This window comes from Fibrobacterota bacterium, assembly GCA_019509785.1.
In the GTDB taxonomy this organism is placed as follows: Bacteria; Fibrobacterota; Fibrobacteria; order UBA11236; family UBA11236; genus Chersky-265.
In genome coordinates, this window is the sequence record JAEKLQ010000034.1 from 1 (window position 1) to 22985 (window position 22985).

Consider the following 22985-nt stretch of genomic DNA (forward strand, 5'->3'; position numbering starts at 1 on the left):
AGAAGGCGGGTGGAGGAGGCAAGCCGCATGGAAAGGGCAATCCTAATGCCCCGGTAGCCCAGGCGGCCCTGAAGCTTATCTCTTCCCGGTCGACCTCTTCTTCGCTGTCGAGCTATGACCTCATGAACCAGAAGTTCGCCAAGGACCTGGATAAGGTGATCAATAACGTGGCCGGTTTGACTAAGACGGGGCAAACCCGCCTGGGCGGCCGCCGCGGTAAGGTCGATGGCGCATGGAATGAAGGTTATGCGGTTGGCGGTTCCGGCGGCGTGGACGACTTGCTCGGCGGCCTTTGGGGCGGCGATGCGGGTCCCCTCGGCGTCAAGGCCAAGGGCGGTCTCGGGCTGAAGGCTCCTTCGGCTTCCGATATCGACATGGGCCAGGAAAGCGGCCAGCGGTCCACGGAGTCCATTCTCCGCGTGATCCGGCAGCATACTCCCGGTTTACGTCATACGTACAACAAATACCTGAAGACGAATCCCGGCTTCAAGGGGAAAATCACCCTGAAGTTCGCGATCGCCCCGAGCGGTTCCATCGTGGAGCTGACCATTGTCGGCACTACGACGGGCGTATCGGAGTTCGATCAGGAAGTCCGGGATAAGGTCCGTACGTGGAAGTTCGAGCCCGTGAAGGGCAAGAGCAACGACGTAGTGACGGTCCCCTTCACCTTCAGCGAATAACAGTCAAACGATTCGTTTCCCATAAGCCGGCGCCCATTCCAGGGCGCCGGCTTTATTTTTTCTGCTTCTGATTGAAAGCGATCCGGCATTTATGTAGAATTTTGCGGAAACGGCGCATGCGCGCAGGAGGAAATCCCATGACCCAGACCCGGCTCCCGCTCACAGCGGTTGGACTTCTCGTATTCGGGAGCATCCAATCTTCTTGGGCGACCTATTCCCGAGTGGAATCAATGGGTAAAAGGGCCGATTTCTTCATGGATGATATCAGCATTTTCGACAACCCTGCCAATATGAACATTTTCCCGAATTTCCTGATCGGGGAATTGGGTGTGTACCGCCAAGGTCCGGGGGATACCTCCGCAAACGTGCGTCGCAACATCGATCCCTCCAATTCATGGTTCGGCGGCATCTTTTCGTACTCCCTTTCCAAGAGCAAGGAATCGGGGAACCTTTATCCGCAGATCAGCCTGGGCGGCGCTTTCAACCGCCGGGACGAGGACCTGCTGCAACTCTTGCCGGACAGCGTTTGGGATGGCACCAAGTCCGTACCCGTGCCCGAGCCGGCGACTAACTTCGATGGTTTCCTGGGCATGACCATGTCCAATGGCGGTATGCTGGGTTCCCATGTTTACGTTGCCATGCAGGAAGGCGCGGATCTCCGGAATGGACGGGTCCAGGGTTCGCCGAACAACGACATCAATGTCTACGTGCTGCGCGGGGATCTGGGCCTGAATTGGCCGGTAGCCCGCAATGTCGATGGGGAATTATCCATAGGCGGATCGGTGATCAGCTACGGGCCGAAGCAGATTGATCCGGAATATTCCTATTTCGTTCGCGGCCGCGCATTCTCTACGCTGGAGATCATTAACGGCGAGCTCGTGCCGATTTTCAACTATAGCATGCTCGAAGCCCCTGGCCGCGAGCTAATGAAGGTGCACTTCGGCTTAGGTGTGAACGTCTCCTTGGATCGCGGATTCTTCTGGCTTGGGGCGCAGGGGATTTTCGACGAGGACTCCAAGACAGGCATGGTCCAGAACGCGGATGGCACGGTGCGGTATGATTACAGCAGCAACCGAAACACGGACCAGACCATGCGCGGGGGGTTGGTGTCTTTCGGCATCGAAAGGAACGTCTGGTGGGATTGGTTGGTTCTTCGGGTCGGTGGCCAGAAGGAAATCACTTACCGTAACCAGACCAGCAACGGCGGCAATCCGCTCGAAACCTTCAACTACATCTACACGAATCCCACCAACGACGGAAGCATCAACGATGCGGTCGGTTTCGGCGTCGGCATCAATATCGAGGAAAAGCTCAAGGTTGATGCGACTTTGGCCGAAGACTTGCCGTACACCTTCGGCAACCTGTTCTCGGGCCCGATGCATCACCTGATCAATCGTATCTCCGCCACCTACTCCTTCTAGGCGGAGCGGGGTCCCCGTCTGGCAAGGGCCGTGACGGGATGGCCGCGACGATGCTTTTAGCTGCTCCCTTTAGTACATTGCCGGCGATGCTTCCTGCCCGACGGATCGCTTGCCGGAGACTAGCCATATTGGCTTTGGCATGCAGTACCCTGATGCTCTGCTGCGGCTGCGGATCTTCCACGGAAACCATGCAGAAGAAGTTGGAGAAGATCGGCGCGGCCGACTTGCAGGACATCGTTTCCGAGATTCCGTCTCAAGCGCGGGCGGCCAAATTAGCGCGCCCCTTTTTCAAGATCGATTCCTATCAGGAATTCCATGGGGACACGGCAATCGTCTTCCAAGCCATGGCGACGATGTATTTCTTCTACCTCGATCCTTCCCTCGACTTATGCCAGATGCGGAAGTACCGTTACCAGAGGACGGCCGGGATGTGGGATCGGTACGAGGTGAAGCTCGTCCATTTCCCTTCACAATTTTCTGGCATCCAGGGGGAATAGTTTTTAGAATTGTGTGGAACCAGGAATCTTTTGGTTCTGCTTTGGTCATCGTCCCCGGGCCTTGAGAGAGGCCACTTCCAGGAGGGATATCCCCTTTGTTCGGCTTCCTTTCCAGTGACATCGGTATCGATTTGGGAACCGCGAATACCCTCGTCCACGTCAGCGGGCGCGGAATCGTCATCAATGAACCCTCCGTAGTCGCCGTAGAGCGGCGCACCAACAAGGTTTTGGCCATCGGTTCGGAAGCCAAGCGAATGCTGGGCCGCACTCCCGGCGAGATCATCGCGGTCCGCCCCATGAAGGACGGCGTGATCGCCGATTTCCAGATGGTGGAAAGCCTGCTCACCCGCCTCATCCAGATCGCGCAGAAGTACCCGCTCTTCTTCTTGCGCCCCCGCATCGTGGTGGGCGTGCCTTCAGGGATCACCGAAGTGGAAAAGCGCGCGGTCCTCGAATCGGCGCAAAAGGCGGGCGCCCGCGAAGTCTACCTGGTAGCCGAGCCCATGGCGGCGGCCATCGGCATGGGCATTCCCGTTGAAGATCCCTCCGGCAACATGATCATCGATATCGGCGGCGGCACCTCGGAAATCGCCGTGATCGCGCTGTACGGCATCGTCTGCGACGCCTCGGTGCGCGTGGGCGGCGACGAGATGGACGAGGCCATCATCAACTACCTGAAGAAGAACTATAACCTCCTGGTGGGAGAAGGCACCGCCGAGAAGATCAAGATGCAGATCGGATCGGCTTACCCGCTCGACCACGAACTGGAGATGGAAGTACGCGGCCGCGACCTCATGGCCGGCATCCCGCATACCCTCAAGATCACCTCGGCGGAAATCCGCGAGGCCCTGGCCGAGCCCGTGAACGCCATCGTGGAGGCCGTCAAACGGGCCTTGGAGCAGACTCCGCCCGAGCTTTCCGCGGATATCCTGGAGAAGGGAATCGTCATGACCGGAGGCGGATCCCAGCTCCGCGGCCTGGACGAACTGCTGCGCCAGGAAACCAATCTGCCGGTGAACGTGATCGACGACCCTCTGGTGTGCGTGTGCAAGGGCACGGCGCGCATCCTCGAGGACATGGACAAGTATTATAAGGTTTTGATGGAGGCGAGCCGCTAACCCGACCCCGCCTTACCACCGGACCCCTTCCCTGTGAGCATTTTCGACTGGTTCTTGAGGCTCTTCACCTTCGGGAAGGGCATCGTATCCCTCATCCTTTGCGTCATCTTCTGCGCGGTCCTTATCTCGCTGAAGCACCCCGAGCGCGAAACGTTCCATGACGTGATGATCAGCACGTTCTTATATCCCGCTCAATACATACTTTCCAAGACGACCCGAACGGTCATGATTTACAGGGAAAACGAAGAGTTGAAGCACCAGAATGCCGCCTTACGCCTGGAGAACGATTACCTGGTGCAGGCCATCAGGGAGTTGCCGCGCGTCCAGGAGATGGAGGCTTTCGGGGCGCGCAGCAGGTTGAAACTGAAGATGGCCCAGATCTCCGCCGAAGATCCGGGACGCTTTTCCAACAACTGGGTCATCAACCTCGGCAAAGAGGATTCGGTAGACGCGAACATGCCGGTGATAACCGCTTCTGGAATAGTGGGAAAGACCGCCAAGTGTTACCACAGCCATTGTCTGGTGCAGGGCCTCACCGATCCGAGCTGTAAAGTCTCCGTGCTTTGCAATCGCACCCGGGTCAAGGGCATGTTGGAAGCCTGGCCCGGCGGGAAGCTGGTCGCCCGGTTCCCCGTCGATGGCGACATTGGCGCTGGCGATACCGTGGTGACCTCGGGAATGGGCGGGGTCTTCCCGAAAGGCCTGCTGGTGGGCGTAGTGGCGGGGGAACATCAGGACGCCAGCGAAGGTGCGGATATCCTTAAGGGGATGGAAGTCAAGCCGTTCCAGAATCCCCATCGAGTGGAAGAGGTTTTCGTCCTTATCCGGCCGGATTCCTGGACCTTGGGGAAGGAATAATGAACTTCCTGAAAAGCCTCAGCTTTCTGGTACTCGGTTTGATCTTGCAGCAGACCTTGATCCAGCTCATCTCCATCGGCTCCATCAAGCCGGACCTGGTGATGGTGGTGCTGGTGGCGGTTTCCATGCGTTACGGTTCCCTGGTGGGCCTTTTCAGCGGATTGGCCATCGGTTTGGTCCAGGACGTGTATGCCATTGATGCCTTGGGCGCCAATGCCCTGGCCAAATGCCTGGTCGGATACGGCACCGGGCTCCTGGATGAAAAGGTGATCAAGGTAATGCCGGCTACCAAAGTGCTTTTCCTCGGCGTCGCTTTCCTCGTGCACGACCTGGTATATTCCTTGGCTGCCGGCTTCCATGGAGCCGCCTTTTGGAACGCCTTGTTGACGCGCACCGTACCCTCCGGGATTTACACCTTGCTCCTCGGTTCCCTCGTGTTCTATTTCATCATCGCGCCTTCCCGGGCCGAAGCCTGACCATGCGCAACGATAACGCGGCCCGGCTGGACGATCCTTTCTACCGCAAGCAAATCAGCCGCAACATCCTGATCATCTTCGGGTGCATGCTGCTGGGCTTGTCCGGGCGCCTTTTCTACTTGCAGATCATCAAAGGAAGCTACCACCAGAAGCTTTCCGAGCAGAACAGCATGCGCTTGCAAATCGTGCACGCCACCCGCGGTCTCATGTACGATCGGAACGGCGCCTTGATCGCCCGCAACCGGCCGTCGTACCAGGTGGCCATACTGCCTACGCAGTTGAAGGAGCCGAAGCAGGTCTTCGCCAACCTGATGCGTTTCCAGGACAGTTCCGGCAACCGGCTTTTCGATTCGGCCCTGGTGACCTGGAGCCTGGAACGCGGCCGTTGGAAGAAGTTCCAACCCCTGGTAATCCTGGAAGACGCCTCCCCGGAAGTGGTGGCCATGGTGGAAGAACATCAGCTTGATCTGCCGGGAGTGGTGACCGTCATGGATTCGCGGCGATCCTATCCCTTCGGTTATAACGCCGCCCACGTGCTCGGCTATATGGACGAGATCAAGGAGGACGAGCTGGAAGCCTTCTCCGATCGCCGGGAGCGCACCGGGGACAGCATTCCGTACCAGAAAGGCGACCGCATCGGGCGCAAAGGACTGGAGAAAACCTACGAGCCTTATTTCCGGGGCCGGGACGGCGTGCGGTACATCAAGGTCAACGCCTTCGGCAAGGAGATGGAGGTCATCAAGGAAATGCCCCAGGTGCAGCCCGTGGCCGGCTACAACCTGGTTACCACCCTCGACATGCGCTTGCAATGCTTGGCCGAATCCCTGATGGCGGATACCCTGCGGGGGGCGGTGGTCGCCATCGATCCGCGCAACGGGGAGGTGCTGGCGATGGCCTCCAGCCCGCGCATGGACGGCAACATCTTCTCCCTTTCGCGGGAGAAGCGGTCCAAGGAGTGGGCCAAGCTGGCCCTGGATCCCGCCATGCCGTTGAACAATCGCGCCACCGTAGGCGGGTACGAACCTGGTTCGACCTGGAAGGCGCTCATGAACGTGGCCGCCTTGCAATCGGGGAAAATCACCCCCACGGAACATATGCCCAAGGGATGCACCGGCGGCTACCGGTTCGGCAACCGCACGTGGCGTTGCTGGGATCCGAAAGGCCATGGCTCTTTGGGGATGGTCGATGCCTTCATGCAATCGTGCGACGTGTACTACTACCAGGTGGGCCTCGAGATCGGGATGGACATCATCAACCGGGTGGCCCGGGAATTCGGCTTGGGGGCGACCACCGGGATCGATCTGGACGACGAGCGTTCCGGAATGCTGGTGGATTCGGCGAGCTATATGCACCGGTTCGGCAAACGCGGATGGACCTGGTCGCGCGGCCTGGTGCTGAACCTCTCCATCGGCCAGGGACAGATCGCCACGCCTTTGCAGCTCGCGAATTATTGCGCCGGGCTCGCCAACGGCAAGGTGGTATACCGGCCGCATCTCGTCAAGGAAGTACGGGATCGCGCCGGCAAGACTGTGCAGACGTTCCAGCCCCAGGTTATCCAGCAATTGGATTTGACCCCGGAGCAACATGAGATCGTCCTGAAGGCGATGGAGGCGGTTGTGAACAACCCCAGGGGCACGGGCGGGCGGGCAAGGCTGCCGGACGTTATCGTGGGAGGCAAAACCGGATCGGCGGAGAATCCCCACGGCGAAAAAACCCATGCCTTGTTCATCGGCGCCGCGCCCTTGTATCAGCCCGAAATCGCCATCGCGGTGGTTCTGGAAAACGTTGGCCATGGAGGTTCAATTGCCGCACCCATCGCTGGGGCGATTTTCCGCGAATATTTCAAGCGGAAAATGGCCGGAACGTAGCAAGTCCTTCGACATCCCGATGCTGGTGACCTTGGGTCTGATCATGTTGATCGGCCTCTCGGCGGTCTATTCAGCCTCGTGGGATCAACCCGGCCAGAAATGGCTCAAGCAATGCCTTTACGTGGTCCTGGGCGTCATCGCCATCGGCGCCATTTTCCTCGTGCCGCCGAAGGTGTTCTACGCCATGGCCTATCCCGCCTGGATCGTTTCCCTCTTCCCGTTGCTGTACATCATCATCTTCAAGGCCAATTCCGTGGAGCGTTGGATCGCCCTGCCGGGAGGCTTCAACCTGCAGCCCTCGGAGTTGACCAAGGTCGCTCTATTGCTGGCGATGGCGCGATTGTTGTCCTTCCAACCCATCCAAATCGCCCGACCTAAGACCCTCATCGCGCCGGCGGCCCTGTTCTTCTTCCCGTTCATCCTGGTCCTGAATGAGCCCAATCTCAGCACGGCCCTTTCCTTCGTGGCCATGACGGGGGTGATGGCATATTGGTCCGGGCTCGCTATGCGGGAGATCTTCCTATTGGCTTCGCCGGTGCTGTCCGTGGCGTTGTCATTCCACAATCTGGCGTGGGCCGGCCTGTTCATCGTCTTGATCCTGATCGTGGCGCTTTCGCGCATCAATCTCAAGATCGGGGCCCTTATCCTGCTTATCAATATCATCGCGGGGTTCGGGGCCATCTTCGTGTGGAACAAGGTGCTCTACGAGCATCAGCGCGATCGCATCATGACCTTCATCAATCCCCAGCGCGATCCCTTGGGGGCGGGTTATCAGGTGCTGCAATCCAAGGTGGCCATCGGATCGGGGCAATTGGTGGGGAAGGGTTATCTCAACGGGACGCAGACGAACCTGAGCTTCCTGCCCGAGGAGCATACCGATTTCATCTTCTCGGTGTGGGCGGAGCAATTCGGCTTCCTCGGCTGCATCGCCTTGCTGGCCCTTTACCTTTATCTCTTGCACCGGATCCTGAGGACGGGGATGGATATCCGCAACCGGTTCGTAAGCCTGGTGGGAGCCGGCGTGGCCGGCATCCTCGGCTTCCATATCATCGTGAACGTGTCCATGACCATCGGCATGATGCCGGTAACCGGTTTGCCTTTGCCCTTCATGTCCTATGGCGGATCCTTCCTGATTTCCTGCCTGATGATGATCGGGCTGCTCATCAATCTCCGGGCCCATGGGCACAATCTCTAATCGCGCGCGGCGTATCGGGGCCTTCCTTTCGGCCCTTTGGATGCCCCCGGAGTGCGTCCATTGCCGGAATGACCGGTGGCTGGGCCTGCCCCTCTGCCGCGATTGCCATCGTTCCCTGAAACCTTGGCTGGCGGAAAAGCCGGAAGCCTACCGGATCCGCGACAGCCGCTTCTTGTTCGTCCTATCGCCGGCGTTGTCCGTTTTGATCCATGGATTCAAGTATCATCATCGGCGGCGATATGCCGCGTACTTATGCGCGTGCGCCCGCCGCCGACCCGGACTGGCCGCCTGGGCCGCGGGTTTCGATGCCCTGGTTCCCGTGCCCGTTCACCGGGGCCGCCGCCGTGAACGCGGCTACAACCAAGCCGAAGTCATCGCGGGGCATTTGGGGGAACTTTGGGGGCGTCCGGTCTGGCCCCGCGCCTTGGTCCGCAAACGTTCCACGCGATCGCAGACGCGCCTGTCCAAAGGGGAGCGTGGCCGTAACCTCGAAGGCGCCTTTGCCTGCCCGGATGGGAGCCTCAAAGGCAAGCGTATCCTCCTTATCGATGACGTGTTCACGACGGGGGCCACTTCGGAGGCCTGCGCCGCCGCGCTTTTGCGGGCCGGGGCGGCCGAGGTGGCGGTATTCGCCTTGGCGAAAGTGGAACCAGGATCCCCGGAAGAAGACTTCGTCCGAGAGTTAGAGGCGGCGGCGGCGTACGCAGCCTAGCCCGATCCTGCGCAGGATCCGGCGCAAATCCCTTCCTGACGCTATATTTGCATACGGGTTCCGAATACATTCCGAGGGGTTATTATGAGGGGATTGGTTTCCGCGTTATTCATGACGACCGCGATGACGGCGGTTTTCGCCGGTCCGAACGATTCGAACTGGGTGCAGATGCTGAGGAAGGGGGATACCAAGCTCAGCGATTGGACCGCGAAGATCCAGGGGCGCGCCGTGGGGGAGAATCCATATAACTCCTTCAGCTATGCCGAGACTTCCGATGGACAGCCCAGGCTCCTCGTCACCGATACGGTGACCTATAACAGCGGTAGCTACGGCTACGGCCACCTTTTCTACAAGACGCTGTATTCGGATTACATCGCGCGGGTGCAGTACCATTTTCCGACCAAGCAATCTTTCGCGAGCGCGAGCGGCACGTGGACCATCCAGAACAACGGCTTGATGCTGCATTGCCAATCCGCCGCCTCCATGACGCAAGGTCAAGACTACCCCCAATCCCTAGAAACCCAGTTGCTGGGGTACTGGAGCCAAGGCTGGGCTACGATTCCGTTACCACGACGGCCAAGGGCGCCAACTCGACCAACGCCGATTGGCCGGGCAAGGACATCTGGGAATTCACCATGGTGAAAGTCCTCGATTCGACATCCGTAACCATTTGGAACCGCAATAAGGAATCGGACCCATGGGATTCGGTGATGTACTATACCAGCCCGCGGAAAGGCCAGGTGAGTTCTACCAGCAGCACGGGCACTACCACGGCGCTCGGTTCAGGATACATCTCCATCCAGATGGAAGGGACCAGCACCGAGTTCGCCAAGATCGAGGTCCTGAATCTGGTCGGCTGCATGACCAAGGGGGACACCGCTTACCGCGCCTATTTCGTGAAGAACGATGCGCAGGCATGCTCCGGGGTAACCAACCTCGCCTCATTGCAATCCAAGGCCGGCGACATCTTCACCTTGCATGGGAATCTTATCCAGGCCACCGCCGAAATCCTCCAAGTGGATGCCTTCGACGTGAAGGGCGTCCAGGTTTCCTCATGGCGCGGCGCGGGCCGTACCTCCATGGACATCGGGGCCCTGCGTCCGGGCCTTTACAACATGCGCGTGCAAACGCGGGGCGGAACGGCCCAAGCCGTATACGCCAAGTTGTGAGGACCGTACCGGCCGGATAAAGGGGGCGGAGGGTGAGGGATTCGAACCCCCAAGCCTTGCGGGCGGCGGTTTTCAAGACCGCTGACTTACCAGTTAGCCTAACCCTCCGGAGTCGCTAAAACTAGCATAAGCCCAAAGGCGGCGCAACGCCGCCCCGCATATTTCCGCATCGCAATACTCCATGATTGGCCGGGACCGCGCGGCATTCAGTAAGCCTCGAGTCCTGCGCTTATCCGTTTCCATCTTTTTGCGGAAACGCCCGATTCGTTTGGGATATAATGGTCGGGTCGGAAACCGGCCCTCCGGATTCCGGAAGGAGTTGCGCGATGCTTCGTTTTCCCCGCATACGGAATTTCATGGCCGTCCCCGCCGCTTTGCTCACGGCCTTGACCCTTATGGATTGCGAGCCAGGCAAGTCCCTGGATGCAGTAACCACGAATACCACGCCGCCGGAATCGGGCTTCGTCGCCAAGATCGAAGTGACTACGGCCCCGACCAGCGTGCTGCCGTCCGATACGGCTACGGTGGAAATGGCCTTCACCGACTCCGCCACGGGGAACCCGCTCAAAGGGGCCCGGCTCAATATAACCAGCACCCAGTTCATCATCCTCGCGTCCTCGTCGGCGAGGACGTTCAGCTCCGATTCCCTGCCCGATGACGGCAAATTTTCTTTCCGCATCGTTTCGACCGCTACCGGCACCGGGACCGTGAACGTGCGGGTGACATCGGGTACCAAGGTCCGCACCAAATCGATTACCGTGCTGGTGACCGAGAAGCCGGTAGCCCCGAAGATCGTGGAGACCTTGCCGAACAAGGTGGCTGTAAAGGAATCCACCTCCGTCTCCTTTACCGTGCTTGATTCGATCCAGGAAAAGCCTTTGGCCAATGCCGTGGTAACCGTCAGCAGCGTGCTTTACACGATCTTGGATCCGAAAGCCAATGACACGCTTTCGACCGACACGACCGGTAGCGACGGCAAGGCGGCTTTCCGCGTTTATACGGCGACCAATGGGGGCGGGGCGGGGACTTTGACCGTGAAGGTGAAGACCGCGGCGGGCGTATCCCGCACCTTGACCTACACCTTGGCCACCTCGGAAGACTCGGTCCAGGATCGACCCCGTAAAATGGTCTTCACCGCCTTGCGCTCCAGCCTGCGCGCGGACGGGACCGATTCCACGCAACTGACCGTTCTGGTGAAGGACGACAATAACAATCCCCTTCCGGGCGAGAAGATCCGGTTCACCGCCACCGGCGGCGTGGTCCGGGCCGAAGCGACCACGGACGAATGGGGGACGGCAGCTACCGTGCTACGCTCTGAGCGCGTCAACAAGACGGTGGTAGTAACCGCCACATTGGAAAAAACCGGCGCTACCGCGCAGCAAGAAGTGGCCTTCGACGGCATAAACATCGTCATCAACCCCGCCAAGCGCGTATTGATGACCAACAACCTGAACACCATCCTCTTCGAGTTGCGCGATGGTAGTAACGTGCCCATTTCCGGCGACTCCATGGAGATAGTCGCCAAGGGCGCGACGAACGGGTTCAATGGCGACGGCAAGGACTCCCTTCTGGTCGTCACCGATACCAAAGGGCAATACAAGGCGAACATCATCAGCGATAAGGCCCAAACCATCGTGATCGTGGCCCGGGCCTTGGGATCCAAATCCGAAGACACGGTGTATTACACCAGCGATGTCATGTCGTTGTCCTCTTCCAAGGACGCCATAAATGGCGATGGCCTTGATCAGGCCACCATCACGGCGACCCTGAAACGCGGAGATAATTCGGCCATCCAAAACGCGCAGGTCAAATGGACCACGACCTTCGGAGATTTCAAATCGACCCCCTTCACCCAGACCGATGGAACCGGGAAAACCAGCATCGTGCTGCGGAGCCCGCGGGGTTCCGGTCTCGCGGTTATCAACGTGGAAGCCCAGGATCCCACCGGAAAGCTTTCGGCCAGCGGGAACATTACCGTAGCCGTGAAGGCATTGAAAGTGGCCCGCCTCACTATCCAGGTTTCGCCTGATAATATCCCGGTGAAGGTGGGGGAGACCCAACTTACCGCCACCGCTTACGATAGCGCGGGCAATTATATGACCGGCGTACTGGTCGGATTCCGGATGGTGAAGGGCGCGGGCGGAGGCGATGAAACCATATTGCCTCCCGTGGACTACACCAAATCGGGCCAAGCCCAATCCGTCTTCAAGGCCGGAGGGGTGATCAGCTTATACCGGGGGGTGAAACTCGCGGCCGTGGCCCTGGACATCAGCGGGACCGATACTATGGTCATCGCGTCCTCGGATACGGTGGGCCTGACGGTTTCGGGGCCGCCCAATCGGGTTAGCGTGGGCGTGAACATCCTGAAGGGCGAGAATCCCAACGATGGGACCTTCGCCTTGCCAACGGCCGCAGTCGTAACCGACGTGAACGGCAATCTCGTGGCCGACGGGACCCCCGTCAATTTCAGCACCACCCCGATCGGGGCGTATTATACGGGCATCAGCTGGATCCCGGCCAACGATCCGCCCTATTACAGCCTTACGGATACCCTCTACTATTTCCTGCCGTGGACCGATTACAACAACAACGGCAAGCTGGACGCGGATGAAACGCCAAGCGCCTATAACTCCGCCCGACCGGCCCGAGGGGAAGATAGGGACGGCAACGGGATCATCCTCGCGAGCGAGTCCTTCGTTGACATCAACCACAACGGGGTCTGGGATTCGGTGAACGCGGAACCGACCGTTCAGGTCCCGAAGAACGATACCACGGGCGGGCATTATTTCGTGGACTTCAACGGGAACGGGATCCAGGATACCGCCGAGCCTTTCTTCGATGCCAACCATGACGGCATTTGCGAATGCTCCGGTAAGCGGAACGCCAACGGCGATCTTTACGAGTCGAACTTCTTCGGCAGCGCGGCCAATCACCCGTTCCCCGGGGAAGCCTCCGTGGGCATCCCGCGGCAGGTCGCGACCGCGTCAGGCAAGGCCGCCACGAAAATCACCTACGTCCAATCGATGGCGCGGCTGGTCCGCGTAAGGATCACGGCGGAAGCCAACGGCGTAACCTCCACAGTGGACGTGGATCTGCCCATCGTTAAGGATGAAGGTAAGTGATGAAAGTCATGTGGTACCGCCGCGCCGCCGCTGTCCTATGCTTGCCCGCCCTGGCCGCGGCCTTCCCTCCGGGAGCGCCGATGTCCGAGTTCGGGCCCTCGCAGGTTTCCCTGTCCCTTTTTTTCGATCATAGCGGACAGGACTTGTTCGACGAGATGTACCCTTCGGTGATGAACACCACGGGAGTGAGCCTGGACTACGCTCCGTGGCCGTTCGTACAGGCAGGCATTTTCGGCGGCGCCACCGAATTCGACGTGGCCCTACCCGATAGCCGGCTCAGCGATACCTCGGCCCATTCCTTCAATACCGACTATTCCATTTCCGGCGGCGCGTCCCTCAAGTTGGCGACGCCCAGGGTCGCATCCGGGACGACGCGGTTGGTGGGGTTCGGCGCCGCGACCTACTACGATAACAAGGACAATCCCGGGAACGAAAAGCGCGGCCTGGTCTACGACGCCGGCGCTACCGTGCAATGCATGATCGCGAACCAGTTGAACCTGGTATTGGGCGGGGAATTCTATGCCGTCACGGGGGAGCAGACTTCCGCCCGCGGCGGGTCGACGGTGGATTTCACCACTTCCCAACCCGATGGGATCGTCGATTTCGGCCGCGGCATCGTAGGGGTGGAATGGTTCTTCAAGGGCAAGAACCGGCCTTTCATCAGCGTGGCGTTCCGGCCCACGGGCAGCTTGGGCTGGCATGATCAATTGGGCCTGCGGGGCGGATCGATTTCGGTGGCCTTGGGGGCCATGGCCACCTTGGGTAAGAAGCTACCGGACGCCGGTGAAGAAGAACCCGGCATGGCGGACGAACCTTAAGTCCCCAACAGCCATTCCTCCACGACGTCCAAGAACAATTCCCCGTCGCGCTTCCCGCACTCGATCAACTCCTTCGAGTATTCCCCGTCGAAGAGAAGGTAACTGAGCAGTTCGGAGGAGATCCATCCGCCGAACAGGTAACGCAAGGTCTTGGGAAACCGCTTGCGGTACTTGGAGGCGATGAGGCTGAAGTCGAGCATGGGGCCTACCCGGCATAGATCGATGACGCGCACGTCGCGGCTGGTTTCGGGAATCTGGGTGGCCAGCAGGTTGATGCGGTTCATGAATTGGGAATCGATGTCCACCGCGTCCAAGAACATGGAATCCAGCATGGTCGCCGCGATGCGGCCCAAGGTGGGGGCCGCATTGGTCTGCTGCTGGTAGGAATCCCCGCGCAAGCTGATGTTGATGATGCGTTCCGCCCCCATGCGGATGGCGGCATTGAGCGGGGTCATGTTGCGGAGGGATCCGTCGCCGTAAAAATGGCCGTCGATGACGACGGGAGGGAAGATGAGCGGCACCGCGCAGGAGGCTAGGATATGCTCGGTGGTAAGCGAGGTCCGCACGCCCCGCACCGTGGGCCTTTCCCATGAGGGGCAGGCTTCCCGCGTCTGGAAGAAGGTCACGTTCTTCATGTCGGTGTAATCGAAGCAGTTGAGCGCGAGCCCATGGTCCGGAAGCGTGCGCAATCTCTGCTGCACTTGGCCCATGTCCGTATTCTTCTTCAGGAAAGTGGCGAGCGGGGCGGTGCTGAGGACCGCGTTGATGAGGCTGGTCTCCTGCCCGTGGTTGCGTTGGTGGCGCGAAGAACGCACCAGGCGCACCAGGTTACGCACCACCGCCTTAAGATCCGATTCGAAGATCTGGTCGGGGGAGAGCGTGGTCCAAAGGTGTGTGATGGCCTCGATGCCGGAAGCGTAATTGGGCGCCGATTGCATCAGCCGCACGGCGTTGATCGCGCCCGCGGAGACCCCTACGATGATTTCGATTTGGCCGTTGCGGCGGAATATGTCCTGCCATGCGCTCAGGATGCCCGCCTGATAGGCGCCGCGGGCCCCTCCGCCGCTCAGGATCAATGCCACCTTTTTCCTGGCCATAGGTTGGGCCGGAGCCTTATCCCCGCCTAACCCGCGGTCGCCCGGATGGGCGCCGGGATTCCCGCCGCCACGGGCGGATGCGCCTTGGCGGCGGCCCGCATGGCTTTTTCATGCGCCGAAACCCAATCCCGGATCAAGAGCGCGGCGAGGGCGCTGGCGTGGATGGGCGCGTTATCGAGGTGGACCAGCATGATGGAAAAGGCCAGGCCAACGTCCGGTTGATCCTTCAGCTTCGCGTAACCGATGAACCAGTCGAAACGGCCCGGCATTTCCTCGCCGTCCAGGGAACCGGTCTTTCCCCCCGCTTCGACTTTTTCCATCTGGCTGGCCCTCAGGTTCTGCCGGAAGCCTTTGCGCGCGGTCCCGATCCGCACCGTCGCGCGCATGAGCTCTTGCAATTCGGGAAGATTGGCGGGGGAGATGAACGATTCCCCGCGACCGGGATCGAGGGCGATCTCGGAAGCCTTGGTGAGGTCGCGCAGGCGATGAACGAATAAGCATGGGCGAAGCCGGCCGTCGTCCCCGGCGCCCCGGGCGATCTGGAGGGCATGCCAAGGCGAGATGGTGGTTTTGGCGGTGAAGCCGCAGGCGGCTTCGGCGAGGGAAAATCCCGTGTCGGGAATTTCGATGTGGCTGGTGGCGACCGCTGCGGGCTGCATGGGTTGATTGAATCCCATCCGGGCGGCCGTGGCGCGCAGAAGGGTCGATCCCACCGACATGCCCAATACCCCGAAAGCGGGGTTCACCGATCGGGAGAAGGCTTCTTCCAGGGATATGCGCGGGACGTGCTTAAACCCTTCGTATTTGAGCTGTCGCTTATACAAGGTATGGGCGCGACCGATCAGGGGGATGCTGTCCGTGACTTCCTTGGCTTTGCACTCCAGGGCGGCGGTGGCCGTGAGGATCTTGATCAGGGAGGCGGCGGGGAAGCCGCCGCCGAAGGCCAGTCGCGGTCCGCCCGATTGGATGGTATCGTCCCGCTCGCCCAGGGCCAATACGTGCCCGCTGCGGAGATCGGAAATGAGGATAACGCCCGTCTCGGGTTTATAGCGCTCCAGATACAGGTTCACGCGCGCGTTGAGCAGCGAATCGGCATCGTACTCGGCGACCACCACGTCGCCCTTGTAGCTGAAAGTATCCGGCCGGGGATAGTTGCGCATGGGCGCGAGCCATTCGGGAGGCGCATTCGCGGGCGCCATGGTCGGGGCCAGGGCAGGCGCGGTACCGCCGCGGACTTCGGGGGTTTTGCCGCCGGCGAAAGCGCCCAGCGATATCGGGGGGGGATTTTTGGCGTGGACGTTTTGGCCCGCCCGCGCCGCGCGGGCCGCCGGATCGGAAAACAGGGCGCCGGCATAGCGCTTGGCCCCGAGGATGGCCGCCAGGGCCAAGGCCGCGAAAGCGGCGCCGCGCATCCAGGCGCGGGCCTGGCGATTGCCATAACCGAACCGCGAAATGATGCGCGAATTACGTCCGCCAAAATCGTAGCGTTGCAGTTTCAGGCGACCTCCGGAACCCGTTTACGAATGCGAGAAAGGGTGGTATCAGTGTATGATTTTTCCCGCGGGAAAAATAGGAAAAAAGCCACCCCGGCCCGCGAGAGCGCCCCGGCGCTTCCCTGCATGCGCGCCTTGGCGCTTCAGGCGGCCGAAACGGGCGGCGGCAAGAAAACCTGGCTACGATAATACCGCAATTCTTCCACCGACTCGCGGATATCGGCCAGGGCCAGATGGGTTTCCTTTTTCTTGATGGGGGGCAGGGAAGGATACCAGCGAAGGGTCAATTCCTTAACCGTGCTTACGTCTATGAGACGGTAATGGAGGAAGCGATCCAGTTCCGGCATGAGGCGGCTGATGAAGCGGCGATCTTGGCAGACCGAATTGCCGCATAGGGGGGAGGAGCGCGGCGGGCACCAAGGCGCGAGAAAATCAAGGGTAAGCCGCTCGGCCGTCGCCACCGTCTCTTGCGAGGCGCGCACGCGATCGAGCAGGCCCGATTGCCCGTGATGGGTCTTGTTCCAATCGTCCATAGCGGCCAGCGCCTCTTCGGGCTGGCGGATGGCCAGGTTGGGCCCTTCGGCGAGGATGTTGAGTTCCCCGTCGGTGACCAGGCTGGCGATCTCCAGGATCTGGTCCTTTTGCGGATCGAGGCCCGTCATTTCCATATCGATCCAGACCAGGTTCTTCGCTTGCCCGTTTTCCACTTCCCGCCCCTTTTCTTATCTTTGAGCCGCTCCGGACTACGCAATGATGCGCCCGGGCCAATCTCGGGCAGGAAAAATGGATAAGCAAAGGGAAGTCGTCATTACCGGCATGGGCATCGCCAGTTGCCTGGGCCATTCGCCGGAAGAATATTTCGGCAACCTGCTTGCCGGACGATCCGGCATCTCGAACATAACGCGGTTCGACACCACGGCTTATCCCGTCCATTTCGCCGGCGAGATCAAGTCCTTCGACGCGTCCCCTTACTTCGACGCCAAGGAGATCGGCCGCACCAGCCGCTTTATCCAATACATGATGCATGCCGCGGTAACCGCCGTGCAGCGCGCGGGTTTGAAGGATTCCAAGCTCGACACCCGCAGGGCCGGCATGATCCTGGGTTCGGGCATGGGCGGCATCGAGGTTTTCACCGACAACGCCGGCGCCCTGGAAACCAAAGGGCCCAAGCGCGTATCGCCTTTCTTCATCCCCATGTCCATCACCAATATGGCCAGCGGCATGGTCGCGATGAACCTGGGTTGGCGGGGGCCCAATTGGTCCGTATCCTCCGCCTGCGCCACGGCCAACCATGCCCTGTCCGCGGCGGCGGATCAAATCCGCCTGGGCCGCGCCGACGTCATGCTGGCCGGAGGCGCCGAAGAAGCGGTCTGCCCGGCTTCCCTGGCCGGCTTCTCCAACATGCGCGCCTTGTCCCGGCGCAACGATGATCCCGCCACCGCCTCGCGCCCCTTCGATTCGGATCGGGACGGTTTCGTGCTGGGCGAAGGCGCGGGCGTGCTCGTGCTCGAGGCCCGGGGCCATGCGGAGGCCCGCGGGGCCAAGATACTCGGAACATTGAAAGGCGTGGGCGCCAGTTGCGACGCCTACCACATGTCCGCCCCGTTGGAAAGCGGCGAGGGCGTGATGCAAGCCATCGAGGCCGCTCTGGCCGAGGCGGGCGTGGCCAAGTCCGAAATAGGCGTGGTGAACGCCCATGCGACTTCGACTCCCCTGGGTGACGTGGCCGAAGTAAAGGCCTTGACCAAGGTTTTCGGACCGCATCTGAAGAACATGAAGGTGCATTCGACCAAGTCCATGATCGGCCATTTGCTGGGCGGCGCTTCGGCGGTGGAAGCCATCGCCTTGGTGATGACCCTGAATTCGGGCGAAGTGCATCCCACCATGAACGTGAAGACTCAGGATCCGGAAATCGATATCGATTGCTCTCCCAACGCGAAGTCGCGGACCACTGCGCGCTACGGGATCAGCAACAGTTTCGGGTTCGGGGGGCACAATTCCTGCGTGGTGATCGAAAAAGGCGCGTGAGCCGCGCCTCCTCGGTAGCTTGCTTGGCGGGTCTCATGCTGGCGGCATGCGCGCCGCTCCCGCCGCAATCCCGCTCCGTCCACCAAGATCCCGATTACGGCCCGCATTCCCTGGATGATCGGACCTTGATCATCTTGCCGATCGCAATGCGGGATTCCGGCGATCCCCAGGATTTCCGCACCGCCTTTGGAAACGAAAGCCTGGAGTCGTCGCAAGACGCCGCGCTCCAAGGCCTTTTCATGCAGTCAATGATTGAATTGGCGGACCATGTCTTTCCCGATATGGAACCCGTCCGCGCCGGGGACTCCGCCGCCTCGCGTCGTTTCGAAGCGCCCCGCCCGGGAGCGGACTCGACCCATCCATTCTCTTTCCGGTTCCCGAAAGCCCTGCGGCCCTTGGGGGACACGGTAAAACCGGATTTGGGCCTGCAATTGGCCGACATTGATATCCGGCGGAAGGACCGCAACACGGCGGGAATTCCCGTTAGGCTTCCGAGCGATCTTACGGGGGATTTCGCCCTCTCTGGCGATTTCCTCATTTGGGACTATACGGCGGCTAAACCCGTTGCTTACGGGCGCTTTGAATCCGTTGTCCCATTCGATTCGATGACGCAGTCGGTGTGGAAAGAGTCCGTGCGACAGGCTACCGGGCATATCGTGAGAAGTTCGCCTTTGTACGGCCCGAAGCTACAAGGCCGGGATGAACGCATGAAGTATCGGGCGCCGCCGGCACTGATTTATTTCCCTCCCCCTCGGATCTTCATTCCCCAGCATTGATGCTTCTGATCCCCCTCTAAAAGAAAAGCCCCGGTCCTGCGACCGGGGCTTCGTTATTCAGGGACGGAACCGGAAGCATCCGGTCCGGGGAGATCAGGCCTGGAACAGGGTCTTGCCCGAGGAGCGCAAGTCGTCGCAGGCTTCCTTGATGCGCTTGGCCATCCCCTTCTCGCCGGCCTTGAGGTAGGAGCGGGGATCGTAGGTCTTCTTGTTGCCCACTTCGCCGTCGATCTTGAGCACGCCGTCGTAGTTCTTGAAGAAGTGATCGGCCACGGGGCGGGTGAAGGCGTACTGGGTATCGGTATCCACGTTCATCTTAACCACGCCGTATTCCAGGGTCTCGGCGATCTCTTCCTTGGTCGATCCCGAGCCGCCGTGGAAGACGAGGTCGAAGCGGGCGTTGAACTTGGCCTTCAGGGCGTCCTGGCCGTCTTTGAGGATGGAGGGCTTGAGCTTCACGTTGCCGGGCTTGTAGACGCCATGGACGTTGCCGAAGGTGGCGGCGAACATGTAGCGGGCGTTGGGGATGGTGGAAAGGGCCTTGTACACCTCGAGCATGTCTTCGGGGGTGGTGTAAAGCTTGTCCTTGGAGACGCCCGAGGTATCGTGGCCGTCTTCTTCGCCGCCGACCACGCCGGCTTCGACTTCGAGGATGATCTCGTTCTTCGCGCACAGGACCATCAGTTCCTTGGCGATTTTCATGTTCTGGTCGAGGGGCAATTCGGAACCGTCGAACATATGGCTGTTGAAGAGGTTCTTTTCGCCCTTGACGCGGCGGCGTTCGGTCTCGGCGATGAGGGGCTTGAGGAAGGTATCCACCTTCTTGGGCTGGCAATGGTCGGTATGCAGGGCGATGTTCACGTTGTACTTGGCCGCGACCATATGAACGTGGTTGGCGAGGGAGATGGCGCCCAGCACCATGTCCTTGACCGTGGATCCGGAAGCGTGTTCGCCGCCGCCGGTGGAGACCTGGATGATGCCGTCCGATTTGGCTTCGGCGAAGCCGGCCAGGGCCGCGTTGGCGGTCTCCATGCTGGAGACGTTGATGGCCGGGTAGGCGTACTTGTTCTTGTTCGCGGTTTCCAGCATCTTGATGTAGGTCTTATAGTCGACGATAGGCATATCCACTCCTTGGGGGTCAGGGCGGAAAAGTAGCTCCGTCGGCACCGGCCTGCAAGCGCGCGGCCCCGTATCGGCGGGCTCCCCAAGGGCCCGAAAGACGGAGGGACAGAAAGACAATTTTTAACTTTGTCCGGATGGAAAGCGATCTGCCCGATCCGGGCGCGGAATCGGCGGCCAGGGCCGCCAAGCCGGGGGCGGAACCGCCTAAAGTCTTTTCCATTACCCAATACAACCAAAGCGTGGAACGCAAGATACGCACTTTCCCACGCGTCTGGGTCAAGGGCGTTATCATGCAGCTCAACGTACGCGGCCGCATCGCCTATGTCACCTTGGGGGAGTTCGCGGAAGGGGAATCCCGCCCGCGCGCCGTGCTGGAAGCCACCTTATGGACTTCCGAACTGGAAGTCTTCAATATGCGCTTCGCCAGCCTGCCGACGCCGCTGGCCTTGCGCGTCGAACTCAAGGTCGCTTTCCTGCTGGAAGCCAATTTCTACGTGCCTTCGGGCCGTTTCCAGCCGCGCGCAATCGACATCGACGAGAAATTCACCTTGGGGGAGTTGAGTTTAACGCGCCAGAAGATACTGGAACGGCTGGCCCAGGAAGGGCTGCTCCGCAAGAACAAGCAGGTGGAGCTTCCCGAATTGCCTCTGAAAGTTGGCCTGGTGACCGCTCCCGGATCCGCTGCCTACCAGGATTTCACCACCGTACTCTTGGGATCGGGTTTTTCCTTCCGGATCCTCTTCGCGGGCGCCCGCATGCAGGGCGAAGCGGCTGAGGCCACCGTATTGCATGCCATCAAGGCCGTCGTGCGCGCGGGGGCCGAAGTGGTTTGCATCGTCCGGGGCGGCGGCTCCAAGACCGATCTGGTCTACTTCGATTCCGAGGCCATCTGCCGCGCCATCGCGAATTGCCCCGTGCCGGTCTTGACCGGTATCGGGCACGAGATCGATAACTCCCTGGCCGACCTGGTGGCGCATATGAACCTGATTACGCCCACGGATTGCGCCAAGTTCCTGGAGGCCCGACTGGGCCAGGCGTATGCGGACCTGGCCGAAAAGGCCGGGGAGCTCAGGGAAGCCTGGCGGTTGGAATGCCAGGATGCCTGGCACTCCCTGGCGCAAACGGCCTCGGCCGTGACGCGGACCTGGGAAGGCCGACGGGCCGCCGAAGAGATGCGCGCCCGATCCCAGGCCAAAGCCCTGGGATCGCGGGCCCGCCGGGCCTTGCGCGAGTCCCGCCGGAAACTGGCTTTGGATCGCAAAGGATTGGCCCGCGGCCCGGTTAAGCTGATCAAGATGGAGCGCCTACGTTTTTCAAATCGGACGCAGGGGTTGCGGCGGGCCTGGGATGGATTACGCTCAGGTACCCAGCTTTTGCTGCGCGCGCGCGCGCAGTCCCTGCGCGCAGGCATCGCCTCCCTGTTGGCCGCCGAGGCCGCCCAGGCGGGCCAGACGCGCCGCCTGGTCCGCAGCCTGTGGAGGCAAGGCGCCCGCGCCGGCCGCGAGGCGCTGGCGCTCAAGGATAGGCTGGTCCATTCGGCCGATCCCGCGCGCCTGTTGGGATTGGGTTTCAGCCTGTTGCGAGCCGCCGATGGCCGCATCCTCCGCAGCGTGGCGGAGGCGAAGCCCGGGGACTTGGTGAGCAACCAATTGGCGGACGGGACCTTGGAGAGCCGGGTGACCGGCAAGAAGGAGACGGGATGAAGGACGATCGCAAGAGCTATAGCGAGGCCATCGCGCGCCTGGACGCGATCCTGGAGGATATCGATCAAAGTAAGGTTCCCATCGACGTGCTGGCTGAGCGCGTCGTTGAAGCGGCCGGACTGTTGAAACGATGCAAGAACGTTCTCACCGAGACCGAGGCCAAGGTGAAGGACGTGTTGCAAGAACTGGATCAGGAATTCGGCGGCGCCGATGACGGCGAGGACGAAGAGGAGTAGGGGAGCATGGGCGGGGTTCAGGTCATCCCTTTGGAGGAGCGTTTAGCCGCGGATACCTTCGCGGCTTCCTATCGTACCTACCTGGAACTCAAACCCTCCTCCTATCGTTGGAGCCGTCTCGCGCCCCAGGGCGCCGCCTTCGTCGGCCAGGCCATCGAAGAGAAATGGTCCGACGAGAAACTGGCCGATTTCCTGCACTGCGATTCCGCGGAAGCGGCCGCTTGCCGCAAGAGGTACATCATGTCGAAGAAGATCAACGCCTCTTCCGCATCCGCGGATCGTTTCCGCCGGGCCGTATTCGAATGGATCGGCGAAGTGGCCGATCTGGACGACGCTTCGCGCAAACGCCTGGCCCAGGATCTCGCTCTCCTGGTGGGAAACCAATTGTTCGTGGCCGCGCAAGCGGGCGAGGACGTGATGGAGTTATCGCGCGCGCTTACCGAAGATGGCGCTTCCGTTCCGAAGGCGGGCGCTTCCCCTCGGGAAGCGGGCGCATCGGCTTCCGGCGCGGAAGCGCCTCCCGGCAAGCCCTCGAAGGGCGCATCTCCCGAAGAACCTTCCCCTTGGGGTCCGCAATGGAAAGACTGATCACGCTA

General features: G+C 60.7%; 22 protein-coding genes and 1 tRNA gene. 18 read left to right on the forward strand and 5 right to left on the reverse strand.

The features are described from left to right. From JF616_09070 to JF616_09120, 11 genes are all read left to right on the forward strand, one after another. On the forward strand, positions 1-680 hold a 680-nt coding region (locus tag JF616_09070; GenBank protein MBW8887893.1), incomplete at its 5' end, for a TonB family protein. A gap of 230 nt (positions 681-910) precedes the next feature. After that, entirely contained in the window at positions 911-2101 is a 1191-nt protein-coding gene (locus JF616_09075; protein ID MBW8887894.1) for a hypothetical protein, read from the forward strand. Positions 2102-2229: 128 nt separating this feature from the next. Further along, a complete protein-coding gene (locus JF616_09080; GenBank protein ID MBW8887895.1) occupies positions 2230-2598 on the forward strand; it encodes a hypothetical protein in 369 nt (122 codons plus the stop codon). A 95-nt stretch (positions 2599-2693) separates the two neighbouring features. Further along, entirely contained in the window at positions 2694-3716 is a 1023-nt protein-coding gene (locus JF616_09085; GenBank protein MBW8887896.1) for a rod shape-determining protein, read from the forward strand. 33 nt (positions 3717-3749) lie between these two features. Continuing rightward, on the forward strand, positions 3750-4574 hold the full coding sequence (locus JF616_09090) for a rod shape-determining protein MreC (GenBank protein MBW8887897.1): 825 nt from the start codon (positions 3750-3752) through the stop codon (positions 4572-4574). Further along, on the forward strand, positions 4574-5050 hold the full coding sequence (gene mreD, locus JF616_09095) for a rod shape-determining protein MreD (protein MBW8887898.1): 477 nt from the start codon (positions 4574-4576) through the stop codon (positions 5048-5050). Before JF616_09090 ends, mreD begins: the two co-directional genes overlap by 1 nt. A gap of 2 nt (positions 5051-5052) precedes the next feature. Beyond that, on the forward strand, positions 5053-6918 hold the full coding sequence (gene mrdA / locus JF616_09100) for a penicillin-binding protein 2 (protein MBW8887899.1): 1866 nt from the start codon (positions 5053-5055) through the stop codon (positions 6916-6918). A gap of 19 nt (positions 6919-6937) precedes the next feature. Continuing rightward, a complete protein-coding gene (rodA, locus tag JF616_09105; GenBank protein MBW8887900.1) occupies positions 6938-8113 on the forward strand; it encodes a rod shape-determining protein RodA in 1176 nt (391 codons plus the stop codon). Further along, positions 8097-8825, forward strand: coding sequence for a ComF family protein (locus JF616_09110; GenBank protein MBW8887901.1), 729 nt, complete (start codon positions 8097-8099; stop codon positions 8823-8825). Before rodA ends, JF616_09110 begins: the two co-directional genes overlap by 17 nt. Positions 8826-8909: 84 nt before the next feature. Further along, positions 8910-9467, forward strand: coding sequence for a DUF1080 domain-containing protein (locus JF616_09115; GenBank protein ID MBW8887902.1), 558 nt, complete (start codon positions 8910-8912; stop codon positions 9465-9467). Next, complete coding sequence (locus tag JF616_09120; protein ID MBW8887903.1) at positions 9461-9994, forward strand: hypothetical protein; 534 nt, start codon at positions 9461-9463, stop codon at positions 9992-9994. The genes JF616_09115 and JF616_09120 overlap by 7 nt, the downstream gene beginning before the upstream one ends. 26 nt (positions 9995-10020) lie before the next feature. On the opposite strand, the gene JF616_09125 is transcribed toward JF616_09120, so the two are convergent. Next, a tRNA-Ser gene (locus JF616_09125) sits at positions 10021-10102 on the reverse strand. Between the two features lie 248 nt (positions 10103-10350). Here JF616_09125 and JF616_09130 point away from each other — a divergent pair. Together JF616_09130 and JF616_09135 are read left to right on the forward strand one after the other, a co-directional pair. Continuing rightward, positions 10351-13116, forward strand: coding sequence for an Ig-like domain-containing protein (locus tag JF616_09130; protein ID MBW8887904.1), 2766 nt, complete (start codon positions 10351-10353; stop codon positions 13114-13116). Then, positions 13113-13934, forward strand: a complete 822-nt coding sequence (locus tag JF616_09135; protein ID MBW8887905.1) for a hypothetical protein — start codon at positions 13113-13115, stop codon at positions 13932-13934. Before JF616_09130 ends, JF616_09135 begins: the two co-directional genes overlap by 4 nt. Here JF616_09135 and JF616_09140 read toward each other — a convergent pair. The 3 genes from JF616_09140 to orn all read right to left on the reverse strand — a co-directional run bounded on the left by JF616_09140 (position 13931) and on the right by orn (position 17192). Then, complete coding sequence (locus JF616_09140; GenBank protein MBW8887906.1) at positions 13931-15016, reverse strand: patatin-like phospholipase family protein; 1086 nt, start codon at positions 15014-15016, stop codon at positions 13931-13933. The two genes, JF616_09135 and JF616_09140, sit on opposite strands and share 4 nt — an antisense overlap. A 41-nt stretch (positions 15017-15057) precedes the next feature. Next, positions 15058-16443 (reverse strand): hypothetical protein, encoded by a 1386-nt coding sequence (locus JF616_09145; protein ID MBW8887907.1) that lies wholly within the window; start codon positions 16441-16443, stop codon positions 15058-15060. 224 nt (positions 16444-16667) lie between these two features. Next, positions 16668-17192, reverse strand: coding sequence for an oligoribonuclease (gene orn / locus JF616_09150; protein ID MBW8887908.1), 525 nt, complete (start codon positions 17190-17192; stop codon positions 16668-16670). A 115-nt stretch (positions 17193-17307) separates the two neighbouring features. Between orn and fabF the strand changes: the two genes are divergently transcribed. Together fabF and JF616_09160 are read left to right on the forward strand one after the other, a co-directional pair. After that, positions 17308-18552 carry a beta-ketoacyl-ACP synthase II gene (fabF, locus tag JF616_09155; GenBank protein ID MBW8887909.1) on the forward strand — a complete coding sequence of 415 codons (1245 nt, stop codon included), beginning with the start codon at positions 17308-17310 and terminating at the stop codon, positions 18550-18552. Then, on the forward strand, positions 18549-19328 hold the full coding sequence (locus JF616_09160) for a hypothetical protein (protein ID MBW8887910.1): 780 nt from the start codon (positions 18549-18551) through the stop codon (positions 19326-19328). Before fabF ends, JF616_09160 begins: the two co-directional genes overlap by 4 nt. Before the next feature lie 93 nt (positions 19329-19421). On the opposite strand, the gene fbaA is transcribed toward JF616_09160, so the two are convergent. Continuing rightward, a complete protein-coding gene (gene fbaA, locus JF616_09165; GenBank protein MBW8887911.1) occupies positions 19422-20450 on the reverse strand; it encodes a class II fructose-bisphosphate aldolase in 1029 nt (342 codons plus the stop codon). Positions 20451-20584: 134 nt separating this feature from the next. Here fbaA and xseA point away from each other — a divergent pair, with 134 nt between their 5' ends. The 3 genes from xseA to JF616_09180 are packed head-to-tail and all read left to right on the forward strand — an operon-like array spanning position 20585 to position 22977. Then, on the forward strand, positions 20585-22153 hold the full coding sequence (gene xseA, locus JF616_09170) for an exodeoxyribonuclease VII large subunit (protein ID MBW8887912.1): 1569 nt from the start codon (positions 20585-20587) through the stop codon (positions 22151-22153). Continuing rightward, entirely contained in the window at positions 22150-22389 is a 240-nt protein-coding gene (gene xseB, locus JF616_09175; GenBank protein MBW8887913.1) for an exodeoxyribonuclease VII small subunit, read from the forward strand. The genes xseA and xseB overlap by 4 nt, the downstream gene beginning before the upstream one ends. Before the next feature lie 6 nt (positions 22390-22395). Continuing rightward, positions 22396-22977 carry a hypothetical protein gene (locus JF616_09180; GenBank protein ID MBW8887914.1) on the forward strand — a complete coding sequence of 194 codons (582 nt, stop codon included), beginning with the start codon at positions 22396-22398 and terminating at the stop codon, positions 22975-22977. Positions 22978-22985 lie beyond the last annotated feature (8 nt).